Genomic DNA, 17743 nt, shown 5'->3' on the forward strand with positions numbered 1-17743 from the left:
TGTTAAATGATTAAAATCCTCCTCCCGGAGGGCCACCCTGGCCACCGCCGCCAGGCCTGCCGCCGCCATCGCCACCCGGACCGCCGCCATTTCTTGGGCCGCGCTCCTCATTTTGAGTTGGGGCTTTTCCTGCAAATTTTTGCAGCCTTAGCGAGAAGGTCAGCAGGAAATACCTGGCAAGCCTGTTTACACTTGATTGCGTGATTGAGCTTGCTGTAGTAGATGAAGTAAAGCCGGTATTCTGGTTAAATAAATCAAATGCTGAAGCGCGAATTGTGGCCACTTTGTTTTTCAGAAACCTGCGCTCAACATACACGTTCAGGATGTTTGGGTTGGTTATTTGAATGTTTGAAGCATAGCCGTAATTGTTTGCTTTGGTATAATCATAGCTAAATACCCAATCGCCAAAGTAATTTTTTCCGTTAAGGCCAATGTTCAGTGTTCTTACATTTGAAAGCGCTTGGGTCAGCTGGTTGTTGATAGAATTGCTGGTTTTATTGATAGAGTAGTTGGTTAAAAACTGTACATCAACTACATTTGGAATATCAACCCTGAAACGGAACTCCGGAGTGAAAACCAGGTTTTTGGCTATATTCTTTTCACGTGCAGCATCAATTTCCTGTTGCGATGCAAGCAGCGGGTCTTCATTTACAACGCTTAAATAACCAATGTTGTTATTATAGGTTGCTGTTCCGTTAAGGGTAAGTGAAAACTTACGTTCGGCCCAGGGTTTTACATAGGTTAAACGACCGGTAACATTATAAAAACCGTCGGCATTAAGATATTGTGTTAGTATCCTGTTTGATGTGTTGGACGAAATACTGTTTGTTACTACCTGGTTTTGAATTTTTTGGAAATTGAAATTTGCGAAAAATACATTACCTGTAGCAAAACTGAAATTATTATACCTTATAGATACATTGTTGGTGAAAGCCGGGTTCAGGTATGGATTACCTTGAACAGGATAATACGCGTTGGACTGATCAACAACCGGTTGTATCTGGGTAAATGTCGGTGCGGCATTAGACCCGTTATAGTTAACACTAAATGTTTGACTGCGCGAAAAATTATAAATAAAGCGGGCTGTTGGTATAAAATTGAAAGTGTTTTTATGTGTTGAAGCACCTGTGTTTTCAGAGAAACCGTCTAACGTTGACGGTTGCACGGCAAGTCCTAACGTATAGTTGTATTTTTTTTCTATAAAACGATAGTTTAATCCAAACCGGTTTGTTGTAAAGGTATAGTTGTAACGATTGCTCAATAAACTATCCCTCATGAAACTAAACTCAATAGGGTTGAATAGCGTATCGGTTTCTTTATTATTATTGGTTGTAGAGTAGTTAAGCGCATAATTAAATTCAAAGTAGGAGCGCTTGCCAAGTGGTTGGAGGTAAGACACGTTGGCCCCGTAGCTGTTAGTACGACTATAGGTAGCGATAGACTGATTTTCCGGAGCCGTATGCTCGGTATTTGGTGCAAAATTATAAATAGGGTTTTGGTATGACCAGCTTGGGGCCGAATTTGCATTAACCAAAATGCTTAGATTTCTGCGTTGTTTAAATTTATGGTTATATAAACCGGTGATACCGTATGTTGGCGATTGAGAATCTCCATTGGTATTGGATGTATATGCAGATGATACTGTACCTTTCCTGGTGAGACTTACGCTATCGGATTCAATGGTATTGGTACCAGCGTATGAAAAACTTGGTGTAAATTTAAAGTAATTAACCGTATCGGGTTTATACTCCATATTCCAGTTAAAGCGGTGGTTTATCTTCTCATCCTGTTCAAGGCTAAGCTGGTGTTGCTCGCTTGGGTTTGCCGATGAAGTATTTTGCTGAAAAATGTTATTGCTGGTATTGGTGGTGTTATCTGCAAAGCTGTAGCTTCCATAAACAGCAAGGTTTTTACCCCATTGATCGCGGAAGTTAAGGCCGATTGATTTTGCATCGGTGATACCGTTTTGGGTAGTTATCAGGCTACCAGTAGCGCCACCGCCACGTCCGGCGTTTCCACGACCGCCGCCGCCGCCAAAGTTGCCGCCTCCACCACCAGAACTACCGAACGAAAAAGTATTTACATTGGTGTTATTTATACTTCCCTGAACAGCAATTTGCTGATCACCTTTAAAATTGAAAATATTTAAAGAGCCTAAATAACGGTTTTTATTGGGTACGCCCTGGTCCTGCGGTAATGCGTCGCGTCCATCGCCAACAGTTCCTTGAGCCGTGTAGCCATAGTTTTTATCTTTTCTGATAGTGATGTTCAGGATCTTGTCGGGCTCGCCAGATTTAACACCGGTTAAATTTGCCTGATCACCGTAATCGTCAATCATCTGTATGTTTTCGATTATATCTGCGGGCAGGTTTTTGGTAGCACTTTGAACATCGCCGCCCATATAATCTTTGCCGTTGATACGCACTTTTGTAACCTGCTTACCCTGTGTTGATACGTTGCCGTTTACATCAACATCTACACCCGGTAGCTTTTTTAGCAGGTCTTCTGCAGGCGCATTCGCCCTTACTTTATAGGATGATGCGTTATATACAACGGTATCTTCTTTAAGCGTAATAGGGTTTGGCGCGCCCACTATGTTCACCTGGTTAAGCATATTGGTTTCTGCTTTCAGGACTATCGAACCCAGGTCAACAGGTTTGTTGTTATCATCAAGCGCGAAATGTTTTATTAGCGATGTGTAACCAATAGATGATATGGTAAGTGTTATTTTAGAACCCTTAACGGCCGAAAAAGTAAATTTTCCGTCGGCATTGGTGATCGATATTGTGCTATCGCCGGTGTTCGACACTAATTTAATACTACTACCCGGAACAGATAGTTTAGTGGAGTCGATAACTGTTCCGCTAATGTCGCGTGCAGTCTGCGCTTTTACGCCGAGGGCGCTTAAAAAGGTAAAGGTTAAGATTAATAAAAGGGGCTTCATAGTGATATTTAAAACGTACAATTGTTATCGAATTTAGCTATAAGACGTAATTCGAACGCAAATGTTCAACTTATAACGTAACAATTACTTAATAAGCATACAATTGTTACACATATAGCGGCTAAACATCTATCAATCATGTTATTGTTACATATCATAAATGCAAAAAGCCGGTTTTTGCCGGCTTTTACAATGATAAGGTTATTGTTACTTAGTTTATGTGCAGGGCCGCTGCAACGTCGCTATAGTTTTTAAGGTTAAGGCCCGGATGTGTGGTGCCTAATGTTACAACTGTTCCGCCCGGTATAACTACAACTTTAAAGTCATAACCAGGTGAGTTAAAATTGGCTGTTATACGCACAGCCCCAACACTAACATCAGACTGATATATGGCATTTGTTGTAACCACATACGGCAATGATGAAAATGAAGTTGTACCTGAAACTCTTACATATACTATAACAATGCCTCCGTTAACAATTTCCTGTGTAATTGCCGGTACATTTAACGTAAGCCCTTGCGGAGTGCTGTTAACAGACTTGTTGTTAAGGATATAGCTTTTAATGTTAGTTGTTCCATCTTTTCCGTCGGCACCATTAGCACCAGTTGGTCCTGCCGGCCCCTGTGCGCCTGTGGCCCCTGTTGTACCAGTAGCTCCTGTGGCCCCTGTTTGGCCTGTTGGCCCCGCCGGACCTTGTGGGCCGGTAGCTCCCGTTGCGCCGTTGGTTCCATTGCTTCCATTAGCGCCTGCTGGTCCCGCCGGTCCTTGTGGGCCTGTGGCTCCTGTTGCACCCGTTGCACCGTTAGCTCCTGTTGGTCCGGGTATGCCGGTAGTTGCGCCCTGGGGGCCTTGTGCGCCGGTATCGCCTTTGTCGCCTTGCGGGCCTTGAGCACCATCGGCGCCGGTAGCGCCTGTTGGCCCGGGTGTTTTATCCTTTTTACAAGCATTCATGCTAAACATGCATAAAAGTAAAACAGGAAATAAAAGTCGTAGTCTTCTCATAAAAATATGATTTTAGTTATAGTGACTTATTACGGATGTGTTGATAATTAGTTTCATAAAATATTGATAGAAACACAAATTATTACTATCGACGCCACTTTTGACTGTAGTAATCAAGATATTTATTTAACAAATGTGTGTAAGTGACGACAACAAAACGCATAAAAATTTCGTTGTACTTAAAAATAAATTAACCCATGAACAAGATCGGCAGTACACTACACTCAAAAGTGCATAATTGGATAGATGCAATTGGTTTCCGGCTCAACGCCTCACAAACCGATGGTAAAAATAATATTACCACCAATCATTATTTTTTTGAAACCTTCAATTTTTTTGAAAAAGCGAAGAGAAACCATCCCGAAAGCAGTAAGTTCCTATGTTTTGATGCTTATGGTGAAAAGATAAACGTAAAATCGCTGCTTGATTTACAGGTTGCATTTTTTGAGAATATTAGCCAGCTGAAGTAGTTTTTATTGCCAATCCTGTTCAGGTAATTCATTCATCTATATAGCTCCAAGCCGCTTCATGGCTTCTTCAAAATAAAAGAACCCGCTTAAATAAAATTTAAGCGGGTTCTTTGCAGTAAAAATTAGTGGTTAAGCTTAATAGTTATCCACATTTGTTTTTGGCCAGCAATTCATATAGCCGGCACCGGTTACGTCTTTAATATCGGGGGTGTTGATGCCGCGACCACCTGCAGGCAGGTTAACAATTGGGCGGGTTGGGTTTAACGTTTCTTTTATCCGCAGGTGCAAATCTGCATAGTGTGCAGCAGTTAATGCATCGCCACCTTTAGGTAAGCCGGCATCAATTTTCTTTAACTCTACGCGCACCATCGGTCTGATATCAGATAGGCTCATGTTTATAGGAGTAAGCCCAATAGATGCCAAAAGTTGTGCAGGGAAACCAGGATATCCTCTGAAATCGTCTGTTAACAGGCTTTTCAAGTTATCAATATAACCACGTTGCAGGTTACGGCTATAGGCATCTGGTTTGGCACCTACAAAAATGCTTCCCCGTACATCATTAAATAGTTGCGATACGGTATAAGCATTTGCACCATTTTTTGCTTCGTTATCATACATACGCGCAAGTCTTGACTGGCTGAATAAGTTAGTCAGGATTGAAACCTGCATACCTTTAACGCGGTTGATCATAACACCATTGTCGAACTTGCTCAGTTCTTGTTTGTTGATCAGCCAAAGCGGGGTTGTAAATACCTGTTTATTAAGGAACGCTACAGCATCATGCTGAAGATCTTTGCTCACAAAATCATACACGGCGCCTTTTTGATCATAGGTTTTAAAATTCTCGTTCATACCGCCTACGTTGGTAATTACGTGGCCTGCATAACGGTAATACTGACCTAACACTTCGTTATAAAGTTCTTCAACTTCGCTATAATCCTCTCCTTTTTCGTAGCTCCATTTTTCAAGGTTAGGTAATATACGTTTCAGGTTGGCAATACCATAGGTGTTTGCTTTCATCGCGTTATCGCCCAAATCTTCGTTTTGTAAGCGAGGGTCGATAGAAGTGCCTTGTCTGCCAAAATAATAAAGTGGGTTTCCTGCTCTTTTTGTTGTCCAGTCGCCCAGGATCTCTTTTTCCTGATCGGGAGTTTTATTGCCCGGGAACCAGCTGTAGCCCCATTTCACTGACCACAAATCATATTCGCCAATTTGCGGATACAGGTGTGTAACACCATCGCCCGGTTGAGCAATGTAATTGAAACGGGCATAATCCATAATTGATGGCGCTGTACCATGTTTGTCGGTAAACGTTTTTGAACGCAATGAATCAACAGGGTAAGCGTAGCTTGAACCAAAGTTATGCGGTAAACCTAAAGTATGGCCAATTTCATGCGATGATACAAAGCGAATAAGTTCGCCCATTTGCTCATCGGAGAATTGCGCTTTATGTACTGCCGGGTTAACAGCTGCGGTTTGGATAAAATACCAATCGTGTAATAAGGTCATTACGTTGTGATACCAGCCAACATGGCTTTCCAGTATTTCGCCGGTACGTGGGTCAGATACGTGCGGGCCATAAGCGTTTTCCACATCTGATGCAAAATACCTGATCACGCTGTAACGTGCATCTTCGGTGCTAAATTCAGGGTCTTGTTTGGCGGTAGGGGCTTCTTTGGCAACAATAGCATTTTTAAAACCGGCGGCTTCAAAAGCTTTATTCCAATCGTTTACACCGGCTATAAGGTATGGTACCCATTTTTTAGGTGTAGCGGGGTCAATGTAGTATACTATTTGTTTTTTAGGTTCTACAAGTTCGCCTTTGGCATAAGCGGCAGGGTCTTTTGGCTCCAGTTTCCAGCGATGGATATAAGCCGTAACATCTGATTTTTGTTTCCCCGTGCCGAAATCTGTTTGCTGCTGACCAAAAAAGCCAACCCTTGCATCCATTAAACGCGCTTTCATGGGCACCTTAGGAAGCAACAACATCGAAGTGTTTAATTCAAAAGTAACCGCGCCGTTGCTGTTATCGGTAGGCGATTCGCCAGAACGATAGGTTTTTAAAGTGCGGGCTTCGGTATTTATAGGGAAGCTTTTAATCGTATCAATATATGATCTTGAATTATCAACACCCATAACCTTGTACGCTTTTTTTACATCGTCGCTTAGGCCAATGGCTGCAATATCGCCGTTGAAAAAATCGGTAACATCAATTAAAACACCTGTAGTATCTTTATTAAATGCTTTAATATCAAACGATGCCAATACTGCATCAAGGTTTGAGTTTTTTACAGATTCATACATATCTGATGTACTATCGGCACGTATGGAGTAGCTGGGCACGCGTATAAACACCTGCTTATCGTGTTTTTCCCATTTCCAAACCTGCTGGTTTAGTTGTTCGCCGCCATACTGCTGTCCAAAAGTTCTTAACCCGGTTGGGGTTTTAACGTAACGGGTTACCACCAGCATTTCGCGGTTAAGTAACGAGTCGGGAATTTCATAGTAATATTTACCGTCTACCTTGTAGGTATTAAAAAGTCCGGAATCGGCCTTTGTTTTGTCGGTAATTACTTCACTAAATTTTTTGATCCCCTCTTTTTTAGGGCCGCCAACGGTAGCAGTGGCTGTTGCACCGCCCGGGCCGGTAGTTTTAAGTGTTAGGGTTTGATTTGCTGCGTGTTTTTTACTGGCACATGAGCTGGCCAAAACAGCTAACATAAATGCAGCGCCACGTAGGTAATGGCCTGCTACAGGTGTTTTTTTCATTGATTAATAATAGTTTAAACGTAAACTTATACAAAATTCTCCGTTTGATAACACGGAAGCGCTTTTGTTACATAAAAAAGGAGTATTTATGTTAAATACGGCGCTTTAGGGTAAGTACAACCTTGTCCAGTTTTTTATCGTGATATACATCAAGTAAAAGACTGCGATCGTCTTTTGATTTTAGCAGTTCATCAATTTCCTGCATGCTCATCTGTGCTACAGACTTGAAGTTTATGGCTACTATTTCGTCATCCCGTTCCAATCCAACCTCGTCGGCTGCCGATCCCGGCTCAACCCTATTAATGATAATGTGTTCAAGATGGTCGCCGGCGGCGTAATATTCAAGCCCGCTCATATCGTGCTCAAACGGTTCTTTAAAATTAGAGTTGGGTTTCAAGTACATTGCATTAGCCGCATAATCAAATATTACCGAAAACCGCTTAAGTATACCTATTCCAAGGTTGCCATCTCTTTTTACAGATAGCTCTGCCTGATTTTTGTTTATCTCAGGGAGAGAGGCAATAACATTTTTTATTTTAAACTTGCCAATTTCAAGTGCACCTAATCTTATTATATAGCCGTTAATTTGCCCATTAAGACCAACACCAAGGTTGGCTGCGGCTATGAATTTTTGTGGAAGGCCATAATGCTGAACGATATTTTCTAATGAAACCGGGTGCCCTGCCCCCAAGTCAATTATCAATTTGCTGTTTACAACCTGGCCGGTTTGTAAGGATACCTTTGAGTCAACATATGGTTTTCTGTCTTCAACGGTTATGGGCACGAGGGAGCCTTTTCTGAAAACCTTTAAATCTTTTGGGCGACTAACAGATATGGTGCTATCCTGAAAATCTATTTTAACAGCCAGGTTGTTAAAAAACTCGTAACCCAATAGCCCATGAATTGGCATCCCGGCATAGCTCGACAGGCTAAAAAGATCGGTTTTAAGTATGGCCGCCGCCACATCATAACTTACAAGCCCGGGTATATCAATATTTAATGATGATGTTACGTAGGCTTCGGTGTCTTCTCCTTCGCCAAGGCCGGGTATTTTTAACGTGCGTTTGTTAGGAATGCTAATGGAATCAACTAATTTGGGGTCGGTTATAATCATGAGGCCCACACCGGTATCCAACACAAAATTAAAGGGACCTTTATTATTGATGTTTAATTTTATGATGATAAGGTTACGAACAAGCTTAAATGGGATATTGACCTTTTTTTTACGGGCATCCAAATCAAAGTATTGGGCACTTGCAGATATAAAGCAGAACAGCAGTAAAAAGGTTAGCCCAAATGCCCGGAATTGTTTTGTTTTATGATATTGTGTAAGTAACAAGTTATTATAATTGGTATATTAAATTTACAACATTAATTGGTTAATTAAATAAATATTTATGCTTAAGGCAACATTTGCGTTTATGATAATAATTGGCGGGTTATTACTTGGTAGTAATACCGTTTATAGCCGTTCAATTAAAAAACGTAAGGTAAAAAAACTGTTTAAGCACTCGCAAATAATGAAGGATCATTTTACCGGCTTTGCGCTGTATGACCTCGACGAGAAGAAAATGATATTTGAACGGAATGCAGATAAGTATTTTACTCCGGCATCAAACACCAAGCTATTTACCTTTTATACCTGCCTTAAAATACTTGGGGATTCGATACCCGCTTTGCGGTATGTGGAACATGCCGATTCGCTAATATTCTGGGGTACTGGCGATCCTTCATTTTTGCATAGCAGCCTGAAGGGGGTAAATGGACTGGCATTTTTACAGCGCAGCAATAAAAAACTTTATTATTCAACCGCTGGTTTTACAAATGAACTATTAGGGCCAGGATGGGCCTGGGACGATTATAACGATTACTACCAGGCCGAGCTTACCGCCCTGCCAATTGAAGATAACGTAGCCCTGCTATATGCCGATAAAGATGGTAATTTGCAGGTAAAGCCCAATTACTTTAAACGATTCCTGAACCCTGACGCTAATTATAACCCCATCGCATTTAAAGTTAAACGCGATGTTGCCGGAAATAATTTTACTTACCCGGTAATACCGATCCCCGAAGGATACAAACAGGAGATTCCCTGGAAAACAAACCGGGAACTTACCATTGCCTTGTTGCAGGATACGTTAAAGAAGCCGGTATGGCCCGTTAACCTGCCGATGACCGCCAACAGTAAAACAATTTATAATACCAATGCCGATTCTGTGTATCGCCAAATGTTGCAGCCGAGCGATAATTTTATTGCTGAGCAGTTGTTGCTGGTATGTTCGTCGGTAAAGTTTAACATGCTTAATACCGATTCGGTTATTAGTTATTCAAAGACCCATTACTTAAACGATTTGCCGGATGCGCCCAAATGGGTTGATGGCTCTGGCCTATCGCGCTATAATTTGTTTACACCCCGCAGCATCGTGGCGCTATTGTGCAAAATTAAAGATGAGGTAAAAGATGAGCAGTTATTACACAGCATGATGCCGGCTGGCGGCGTATCGGGGACTATTAAAAACGCGTATAAAACCGATAACGGGCAAGTCTTTATCTGGGCTAAAACAGGCAGCATGTCAAACAATTATAACCAGAGCGGCTACCTGGTAACCCGTAAAGGCAAGCGCCTGGCATTCTCGTTCATGAACAATAATTTCATCAGGCCAACAAAAGAGATCAGGGACGAAATGGTGAGAATGATGACTTATATACATGAGGAGTTTTAGGAAGCCCCATAAAAATAAATTCGCAACCTATGTTTGCGTAGATTGCAGACTTACGAAGTTTTTAAAGCTTCATAAGTCTTTTGGTACCTCAAATTAACTCAACCGCTTTACCAGTTGTTCTTCAACCAATTTAAATACCTGTATGGGCTTTAAACTGCGCCAGCCGAGGTTATCAAGCACCCCGCCGAAGTTGATGTAGTAATCAATATTATTGCTCTTAAACTCATCTATTACATGATCGCGGAAGTTGATACCGGCTATCCAGCCATCTTCCACATCCTGAAACCATTCTTCGTAATAACAATCATCAGAAGAGTGAAAATTGAGTACGTTTTCGCCTATCAGTATAAAATGGTTGATGCCGTTATCAATCATTAGTTCCAGGATCTCGCGTTTAAGCAGCATGATATCATTGTTGATGGCATCATTCCATTCGCCAATGAGTTCAATTATGGTATAACCCTTTTCATAATCAGCAAAAAGAACTTTCAGGTATAAGGTGTTTGATCCGAATGAATCCCATTGCGGGTGCAGCAGATAGTTATATACCTGCTTGTCAAACTCAAACTCACTATACTCCGTAGCATAAAAGGGCGAATACTCGTCCTCGGCTGCTATGTAATCGTCCCGCCAGCGGTAATATGGTTCTATCTCGTGCATATCTTGGATTTCAAATGTGCAGATATGCAGATTTCAGATAGATAGAATAATTTGCATATCTGCACATCTGAAAATCTGCACATCAAAAAATTATTTATTAAACGCTTCTACCGCATTTCTTACACTTCCGTATTTTTTCAATAGCGCTTCGGCTTCGATCTCGTTAAGACCCGTTTCATCCATCACCATTTTGACTCCGCGATGAACCAGTTTGTTATTGCTTAACTGCATATCAACCATTTTATTTCCCTTAACACGGCCAAGCTGTATCATAACGCTGGTGCTCAGCATATTTAAAACCAGCTTTTGCGCAGTACCGGCCTTCATTCTTGTGGATCCAGTTAAAAACTCGGGGCCGGTAACTACCTCAACCGGGTATTGGGCTACTACTGCAACCGGGCTGCCGCCATTGCATACAATGCAGCCAGTAACAATATTTTGCTGATTAGCTTTCTTTAGGCCGCCAATAACATATGGCGTAGTGCCCGAAGCGGCTATACCTACTACCACATCCTTATCATTTATATCGAATGCTAAAAGATCTTTCCAGGCTTGTTCGGTGTTGTCCTCAGCAAATTCAACGGCTTTGCGTATGGCGGTATCGCCGCCGGCAATAATGCCTACCACCATATCAAATGGTACCCCAAAAGTAGGAGGGCATTCTGATGCATCAACCACGCCAAGCCTGCCGCTGGTGCCTGCACCTATGTAAAACAAGCGACCGCCAGCCTTCATACGGGCCGCGGTTATAGCTGCCAGCTGCTCAATTTGAGGCAGTGCTTTAGCTACAGCAAGTGGAACAGATTGATCTTCCCGGTTAATGTTTTCCAGGATTTCCCGTACCGATTGCAGCTCCAGGTTTTTATAGTGCGATTCCCTTTCGGTAGTGGTTTCCATTTAATGTAAAATAGTTTATAACAAAATTCGGTAAAAAACATCAAATGCAAGGGTGATGATAAAAATTATTGATACTGCAATGATTAACTTTGTTTGCGTAATATGAAAAAGACTGCGGGTGTTATTTTCCGGACATTGATACTGTTGCTGTTAGGGATTACTATTGGTATGCTGATAGGCGATAAAAACTTTGCCGACCGCAACCTTGGCTTTTCATTCTCGGGCGCCGATAAGATCTCGAAAGTGCTGCAGCTGGTTGACGAAAATTATGTTGACAGTGTTAATATCGACAGTATAGAGGGAGCATCGGTTAATCAATTGCTCCAAAACCTCGATCCGCATTCACTTTATCTTCCGCCTCAGCAGGCGCAATCCATTAATGAACGTTTGGATGGCGGTTTTAACGGTATCGGTATCGAATACCAGTTGCTGCGCGATACGCTGATAATTACCCAGTATATGCCGGTGGCCCCGCAGCAAAGGCAGGTTTATTTGCCGGGAACCGGGTTATTAATGTTGATAATAAAAAATTCTCGGGTACTAAACTCACCAACAATAAGGTTGACAAAATTTTTAGGGGCGATAAGGATTCACCGATTGTTATGGAGGTTGAAAACCCTGCCGGTAAAGGGACAAAAACACTTACCATTAAACGCGGCCGGGTTGATCTCAGCAGCGTAGATGCGGCCTATTTGGCCAATGCAAACACAGGCTATATCAAAATAAGCAAGTTTGCAGCCACTACTGATGTTGATTTTAAAGTGGCTTTAAAAAAGTTAAAAATAAACGGAATAAATAAACTGGTGCTTGATTTACGCGGCAACGGCGGCGGCTACCTAAGTGCCGCAACATCCCTGGCCGACGAATTCTTGGACAAGGGTAAGCTGATTGTTTATACCAAAGGTGTTCATGAACCGCGCACAGATTACTTTGCTACAGATTCCGGCTTGTTTCAGCAGGGTAAGGTTACTGTGCTTATAGATGAGTATTCTGCATCGGCAAGTGAGATATTGGCCGGCGCGTTACAGGATCTGGATAGGGCCACTATTGTTGGTCGCCGGTCGTTTGGTAAGGGGCTGGTACAACAGCAATATCCTTTTGGCGATGGATCGGCCGTTAACCTAACCGTGGCAAGGTATTACACACCATCGGGCAGATCAATCCAGAAATCATATAAGGGGGGATTAGATAGTTATCGTAATGAACTTGCGCAACGCATGCGCAAAGGCGAATTATTCTCTGAGGAAAGCAACCGGAAAGACACACTGCTTTTTAAAGGCTCGTCGTTCCACACCAGCAGCGGCCGAAAGGTTTACAGCGGGGGAGGTATAATGCCCGATGTTTTTGTGCCGGCCGATACTACCGAAAACTCAATGGTGGTACAAAACCTGAACGATCTGCAACTTTTTACCGCATACGTGATAGATAAAATGCTGCCCGTGTTAAACAAATATCCAACCAGCGACGAGTTTGTAAAAAACTTTACAGTGAGCGACGATGAGTTTGATAAGTTTATCCTGTATGCGTCCAAATCATTAAAAGAAATGGATTCGCGCGAATTGCTGGTATCTAAAAACTATATCAAGAGTATCCTGAAAGCCAATGCTGCCCGCTTTAAATGGGGCGACAACGCATTTTTTGAAGTGATGAACGTGAATGATGTAGCGTTTAAAAAAGCATTGGCTCAATAGGATAGATGTGCCGATTTCAAATGCGCAGATATGCAGATGAAAGCCGGTGTAATTGGAGTCACAAAAAACATAAGTAAAAAAGAAGCGTCATTCCTTTTAGAGAATGACGCTTCTTTTGTTTTAAAACAGCTTCCGAAAATTAGATAATCAAAAAGTCATCTGCATATCTGCACATTTGAAATCTGCACATCCGAAGCTTTATTTCTGCCTGAACCACACCTGTATTGGTGCGCCGGAAAACTCAAAGTTCTCTCTTAATTTATTCTCAATAAAGCGGTAATACGGTTCTTTTACATACTGTGGTAAATTACAGAAGAATGCGAACATGGGCGATGTACCGGCAATTTGAGTGATATATTTAATTTTCACGTATTTACCTTTAATAGATGGCGGCGGATAGTTTTCAATTATCGGCAGCATTATTTCGTTAAGTTTTGAAGTAGGGATTTTGCGGGCGCGGTTTGCATAAACCTGGTTGGCTACGTCAATCACCTTCAACACTCGTTGTTTTTCGGTAACAGATGTAAATACAATAGGCACATCGGTAAATGGCGCTATCTTTTCCCTTATCATTTCTTCAAAAACCTTAACGGTTTTGTTGTTCTTCTCAATTAAATCCCACTTGTTCACCACTACCATAATGCCTTTCTTGTTCTTTTCGGCAAGGTGAAAAATGTTGATATCCTGCGATTCGATACCCTCAACAGCATCAATCATCAGGATGATCACATCTGCCTCTTCAAGGGCCTTAATAGTACGCATAACCGAGTAAAATTCGATATTCTCCTTTACCTTGGTTTTTTTACGCATCCCAGCAGTATCGATCAGCATAAAATCATGACCGTACTGGTTGTAGTGTATGTGGATAGAATCGCGGGTAGTACCTGCTATCGGGGTAACAATGTTACGGTCTTTACCAATAAGCGAGTTAATGATAGATGATTTACCCACGTTAGGCCTGCCAACAATGGCGTATTTGGGGCGGGTGTTTTCTTCCAGCACCTCGTCATCAAAATTCTTAACAACATCATCAAGTAATTCGCCGGTTCCAGAGCCTGTCATTGATGAGATACTGTAGATCTCGCCCAGGCCCAGGCTATAAAACACCATGGCATCGGCTACCTGGTTATTATTATCAAGTTTGTTTACCACAACAAAAACGGGTTTTTTGCTTTTACGCAAGCGGCTGGCTATCTCATCGTCAAGGTCGGTAATGCCAGTAGTAACATCAACTACAAATAAAATAACGGATGCTTCTTCAATAGCTATATCAACCTGCTCGCGTATGGCGGCCTCAAAAACATCTTCGGAGTTGGCTACATAGCCGCCGGTATCAATAACGGTGAACTGGTGGCTCAGCCACTCGGCAACACCGTAGTGTCTGTCGCGGGTTACACCGCTAAAATCGTCGACAATGGCTTTACGGGTTTCGGTTAAGCGGTTATATAAAGTTGATTTGCCTACGTTGGGGCGGCCAACTATGGCTACTATATTACTCATGCTTTGTTTAGATTTGAGATGTGAGATTTGAGATATGAGCCCATTCAGCCCAGCAATTCAAATCCACATCAAAATTATTTGATTAATTTATAAATACCAGATTTATCTCAAATCTAATATCTCACATCTGTGTTTATTCGTATCCGAATTTTTTAAGATAATTTTTTTTGCTGCGCCAATCCGGGATCACCTTTACAAACATTTCCAGGAATACCTTCTTTTGAAAAAACTCCTCCATATCCCGGCGGGCGTATGTGCCTACAATTTTAAGCATGCTGCCTCCCTGACCAATGATGATGTTTTTTTGCGAATCGCGTTCAACAATAATTTCGGCGCTGATGCGGTGAAGCTTTTCGCCTTCAACAAACGCGGTTACAATAACCTCGGCACTATAAGGGATTTCCTTTTTGTATTGTTTAAGCAGTTGCGCACGGATCATTTCTGAAGCAAAGAAGCGGTCGTTTCTGTCTGTAAGGGCATCTTTTTCGTAATATGCAGGGTGTTCGGGAAGGTTATCCACAACAAAATCCATAATGGCTTTAACGTTGTGACCTAACAGGGCCGATATAGCGAAAATTGCTTTAGGCTGCAGCTTTTCGTTCCAGAACTCAACTTTCTTTTTAACAGTTTCCTCGTCACTTTGGTCTATTTTGTTGATGAGTACCGCAATTGGGGCCAATGAGCCTTCCAGTTTTTTAAGTACATCGGTTTCATCAAACTCTTCATAGATGTCGGTAACCAGCAAAATAAGGTCGGCATCTACAATAGATCCATCAACCTGGTGCATCATGCTTTCGTGCAGTGCATAGTGCGGTTTAATAACTCCCGGGGTGTCTGAAAACACGATTTGGTAGTCGTCTGTATTAACCATTCCCAAAATACGGTGACGAGTTGTTTGCGCTTTTGGGGTGATGATTGACATTTTTTCGCCAACAAGCGCGTTCATAAGGGTTGACTTACCTGCGTTTGGCTTACCAATTATGCTTACAAAACCTGCTTTGTGACTCATATAAAAATAATTAAAAATATATTTGGACTGCAAAGAAACGAATTATATCTTTGCAGTCCAATTAAAACGGAGTGCAAATTGCATTTTGACAATTGGAAGGAACTTTCCGAAGTTATGACGGATCGCAACATATAAGAATAACAGTGCGGGATGGAGCAGTTGGTAGCTCGTCGGGCTCATAACCCGAAGGTCGTAGGTTCGAGTCCTGCTCCCGCTACCTGATCAAAGTAAAAGCCTCAAGTCGAAAGATTTGAGGCTTTTACGTTTAGAGTGTTTTCAGCTGATCCTGTATGATCTAGATAAGGATATTACTAACGATAATTAACAGTTATTGATTGCGTTTCTGGGCAAAAAGCCAGTCCCATAGGCCCGGGGTGATACTAACCTGGTACCAAATGTTATGGCCTTCATTTGGAAACTCGGTGTATTTGGGATTTCCGCCTGCTTTCCTCATCGCTTCGATCATGCCTCGTGAACCGCTAACCGGAACGTTTTTGTCTTTAGCACCGTGAAATGCCCATACGGGGATATTAACGATCCTGGAGGCAAGTTTAGGATCTTCACCCCCACTAACAGGTATTGCGGCGGCAAACATATCCGGACGGGTACAGATAAAATGCCAGGCTCCGTAACCTCCTCTTGATAAGCCAGTAACGTAGCGTCTTTTTACATCTATTCCGGGTTCTTTATCCAGTGAGCTAATGGCTTCATAAACTAATGAATCTACAGATGGATAATTAGGAATACCTCCCCACCCAGATCCGGGCGGGCAATTTGGTATAAAAAGGAATGCAGGATAATTTGTTCTATTAATATTGGTTGATAATACCTCAGCTGCCACAGCGCCTTCCATTTGCCTGACCTTATCAGTAGCGGGTTGGCCACCATAAGGCAGACTTACAACCAAAGGATACTTCTTTGCGGGATCGAAATTTAATGGCTTTAGTAAATGATAAAATAAGGTATCGCCTTTACTGTTTACAAAGGTGCGGGACTCAAATAATTGAGCCATTCTTTGGGTGCTTTCAAAATTTACATTCTCCCAATATTTTGACGAATTACCTTCGGAAGTTAGCATCACTCCGAGAATTAATACCACAATTAAAGCGAATGCTCGAACAATACCCAGTGTAACTTTAAAAGACTCTTTAACAGGACTCGTGTTTTCCGTATTTAATAGCTTAATCTCACCTAAAAAATGTATCATAAATGGGATAGGAACCAAACCGCCAGCCATTGAGGCCCATTGGGCAACTTTTGCTAATATGCTATTAAGTTGAACATCTTTGGATAGCAGGGACCAGCCAATGGAGGGGGCTAAAATCAAACCTAATACTAAGATGTAAGCGCCGCCTATCCTTAACCAAGTTTTTTTTCCGGTACCAGAAAAAATAAGGATCAGCGCATATATAATGGTGATACATAAAGAAATAAGAATTGCAGGTACATAATAGTTGCTTGATGATCTTGATAATAACATTGTCAAAAAAATAACATTATAACCAAGGCTTGCTATCGTTGCCATAATTCCTGTATAGAAAGCCGCCCAATACTTCTGATAGTGATAGTATTTCAACACGATTATCACTCCTGTTGTTGCAACAATATGCATCATTAAAAACCAGGCAATAAATGAATTCTGCGTAAAAAGTGAAGCTCCAAAAAGCAATTGAAATATTCCCTGAGCCAAGCCGCAAGCGACAGTTAATCCTAAAAAAAAGATCCCAAAATGATAAAGACTTTTATTCATAGTTATTCTGTTTTGGATGGTTTAATTATATCTGCAAGATGTTGGGGCGGGCATCTCAAAACAAACGGCATTGCGTTGCATTTAATGAAATTTGTGAACTAATTTAAAGTAAAATATTTATTAAAAGTTTAAGACCATTAATAAATGGTTGAGGAGGCTACCTGATAAAAGTAAAATCTCGATCCGAAATATTTGGTAACTCGTCGATCCCCATATGTTGGGTAGCTAACGGATGTTCAATTCTTTCTATCACTACGATTAGATTTGGGATAATAAAGCGGCTTTACGTTAAATTTTGGTGCCCGTAAATCGCTATCGTAGCTGTTG

12 protein-coding genes and 1 tRNA gene are annotated in these 17743 nt (G+C 41.7%); 4 read left to right on the forward strand and 9 right to left on the reverse strand.

Translation table 11 applies throughout. The features are described from left to right. Positions 1 to 10 precede the first annotated feature (10 nt). Together BLS59_RS18385 and BLS59_RS32620 are read right to left on the reverse strand one after the other, a co-directional pair. Positions 11 to 2944, reverse strand: a complete 2934-nt coding sequence (locus BLS59_RS18385) for an outer membrane beta-barrel protein (protein ID WP_091151299.1) — start codon at positions 2942 to 2944, stop codon at positions 11 to 13. A 211-nt stretch (positions 2945 to 3155) separates the two neighbouring features. Further along, complete coding sequence (locus tag BLS59_RS32620) at positions 3156 to 3947, reverse strand: collagen-like domain-containing protein (protein ID WP_091151301.1); 792 nt, start codon at positions 3945 to 3947, stop codon at positions 3156 to 3158. 197 nt (positions 3948 to 4144) lie between these two features. Between BLS59_RS32620 and BLS59_RS18395 the strand changes: the two genes are divergently transcribed. Beyond that, on the forward strand, positions 4145 to 4417 hold the full coding sequence (locus tag BLS59_RS18395) for a hypothetical protein (protein WP_091151303.1): 273 nt from the start codon (positions 4145 to 4147) through the stop codon (positions 4415 to 4417). A gap of 135 nt (positions 4418 to 4552) precedes the next feature. On the opposite strand, the gene BLS59_RS18400 is transcribed toward BLS59_RS18395, so the two are convergent. Together BLS59_RS18400 and BLS59_RS18405 are read right to left on the reverse strand one after the other, a co-directional pair. Next, positions 4553 to 7186 (reverse strand): zinc-dependent metalloprotease, encoded by a 2634-nt coding sequence (locus tag BLS59_RS18400; protein WP_162842691.1) that lies wholly within the window; start codon positions 7184 to 7186, stop codon positions 4553 to 4555. 91 nt (positions 7187 to 7277) lie between these two features. Continuing rightward, on the reverse strand, positions 7278 to 8525 hold the full coding sequence (locus BLS59_RS18405) for an aspartyl protease family protein (protein WP_091151305.1): 1248 nt from the start codon (positions 8523 to 8525) through the stop codon (positions 7278 to 7280). A 58-nt stretch (positions 8526 to 8583) separates the two neighbouring features. On the opposite strand from BLS59_RS18405, the gene BLS59_RS18410 reads away from it, so the two are divergent. Next, a complete protein-coding gene (locus BLS59_RS18410; RefSeq protein ID WP_091151306.1) occupies positions 8584 to 9909 on the forward strand; it encodes a D-alanyl-D-alanine carboxypeptidase in 1326 nt (441 codons plus the stop codon). Between the two features lie 93 nt (positions 9910 to 10002). On the opposite strand, the gene BLS59_RS18415 is transcribed toward BLS59_RS18410, so the two are convergent. Both BLS59_RS18415 and murQ read right to left on the reverse strand, forming a co-directional pair. Then, complete coding sequence (locus BLS59_RS18415) at positions 10003 to 10569, reverse strand: hypothetical protein (RefSeq protein WP_091151308.1); 567 nt, start codon at positions 10567 to 10569, stop codon at positions 10003 to 10005. A 90-nt stretch (positions 10570 to 10659) separates the two neighbouring features. Then, positions 10660 to 11466 (reverse strand): N-acetylmuramic acid 6-phosphate etherase, encoded by an 807-nt coding sequence (murQ, locus tag BLS59_RS18420; RefSeq protein ID WP_091151309.1) that lies wholly within the window; start codon positions 11464 to 11466, stop codon positions 10660 to 10662. 509 nt (positions 11467 to 11975) lie between these two features. On the opposite strand from murQ, the gene BLS59_RS18425 reads away from it, so the two are divergent. Continuing rightward, positions 11976 to 13157 carry a S41 family peptidase gene (locus tag BLS59_RS18425; RefSeq protein ID WP_240315288.1) on the forward strand — a complete coding sequence of 394 codons (1182 nt, stop codon included), beginning with the start codon at positions 11976 to 11978 and terminating at the stop codon, positions 13155 to 13157. A 198-nt stretch (positions 13158 to 13355) separates the two neighbouring features. Here the strand turns inward: BLS59_RS18425 and der are convergent, their stop codons facing one another. After that, positions 13356 to 14657 carry a ribosome biogenesis GTPase Der gene (der, locus tag BLS59_RS18430; RefSeq protein ID WP_091151312.1) on the reverse strand — a complete coding sequence of 434 codons (1302 nt, stop codon included), beginning with the start codon at positions 14655 to 14657 and terminating at the stop codon, positions 13356 to 13358. A gap of 133 nt (positions 14658 to 14790) precedes the next feature. Further along, on the reverse strand, positions 14791 to 15666 hold the full coding sequence (gene era / locus BLS59_RS18435) for a GTPase Era (protein ID WP_091151314.1): 876 nt from the start codon (positions 15664 to 15666) through the stop codon (positions 14791 to 14793). Positions 15667 to 15810: 144 nt separating this feature from the next. On the opposite strand from era, the gene BLS59_RS18440 reads away from it, so the two are divergent. Continuing rightward, a tRNA-Met gene (locus tag BLS59_RS18440) sits at positions 15811 to 15883 on the forward strand. A 111-nt stretch (positions 15884 to 15994) separates the two neighbouring features. Here the strand turns inward: BLS59_RS18440 and BLS59_RS18445 are convergent. After that, positions 15995 to 17416 carry a carboxylesterase family protein gene (locus tag BLS59_RS18445; protein WP_091151316.1) on the reverse strand — a complete coding sequence of 474 codons (1422 nt, stop codon included), beginning with the start codon at positions 17414 to 17416 and terminating at the stop codon, positions 15995 to 15997. Positions 17417 to 17743 lie beyond the last annotated feature (327 nt).

This window comes from Mucilaginibacter pineti (assembly GCF_900101875.1).
Lineage (GTDB): Bacteria > Bacteroidota > Bacteroidia > Sphingobacteriales > Sphingobacteriaceae > Mucilaginibacter > Mucilaginibacter pineti.

Excerpts from the sequence above, each read along its gene's own strand:
- BLS59_RS18385 (WP_091151299.1), bottom strand. The coding sequence starts at position 2,944 with ATGAAGCCCCTTTTATTAATCTTAACCTTTACCTTTTTAAGCGCCCTC.
- BLS59_RS32620 (WP_091151301.1), bottom strand. The coding sequence starts at position 3,947 with ATGAGAAGACTACGACTTTTATTTCCTGTTTTACTTTTATGCATGTTT.
- BLS59_RS18395 (WP_091151303.1), top strand. The coding sequence starts at position 4,145 with ATGAACAAGATCGGCAGTACACTACACTCAAAAGTGCATAATTGGATA.
- BLS59_RS18400 (WP_162842691.1), bottom strand. The coding sequence starts at position 7,186 with ATGAAAAAAACACCTGTAGCAGGCCATTACCTACGTGGCGCTGCATTT.
- BLS59_RS18410 (WP_091151306.1), top strand. The coding sequence starts at position 8,584 with ATGCTTAAGGCAACATTTGCGTTTATGATAATAATTGGCGGGTTATTA.
- BLS59_RS18415 (WP_091151308.1), bottom strand. The coding sequence starts at position 10,569 with ATGCACGAGATAGAACCATATTACCGCTGGCGGGACGATTACATAGCA.
- murQ (WP_091151309.1), bottom strand. The coding sequence starts at position 11,466 with ATGGAAACCACTACCGAAAGGGAATCGCACTATAAAAACCTGGAGCTG.
- der (WP_091151312.1), bottom strand. The coding sequence starts at position 14,657 with ATGAGTAATATAGTAGCCATAGTTGGCCGCCCCAACGTAGGCAAATCA.
- era (WP_091151314.1), bottom strand. The coding sequence starts at position 15,666 with ATGAGTCACAAAGCAGGTTTTGTAAGCATAATTGGTAAGCCAAACGCA.
- BLS59_RS18445 (WP_091151316.1), bottom strand. The coding sequence starts at position 17,416 with ATGAATAAAAGTCTTTATCATTTTGGGATCTTTTTTTTAGGATTAACT.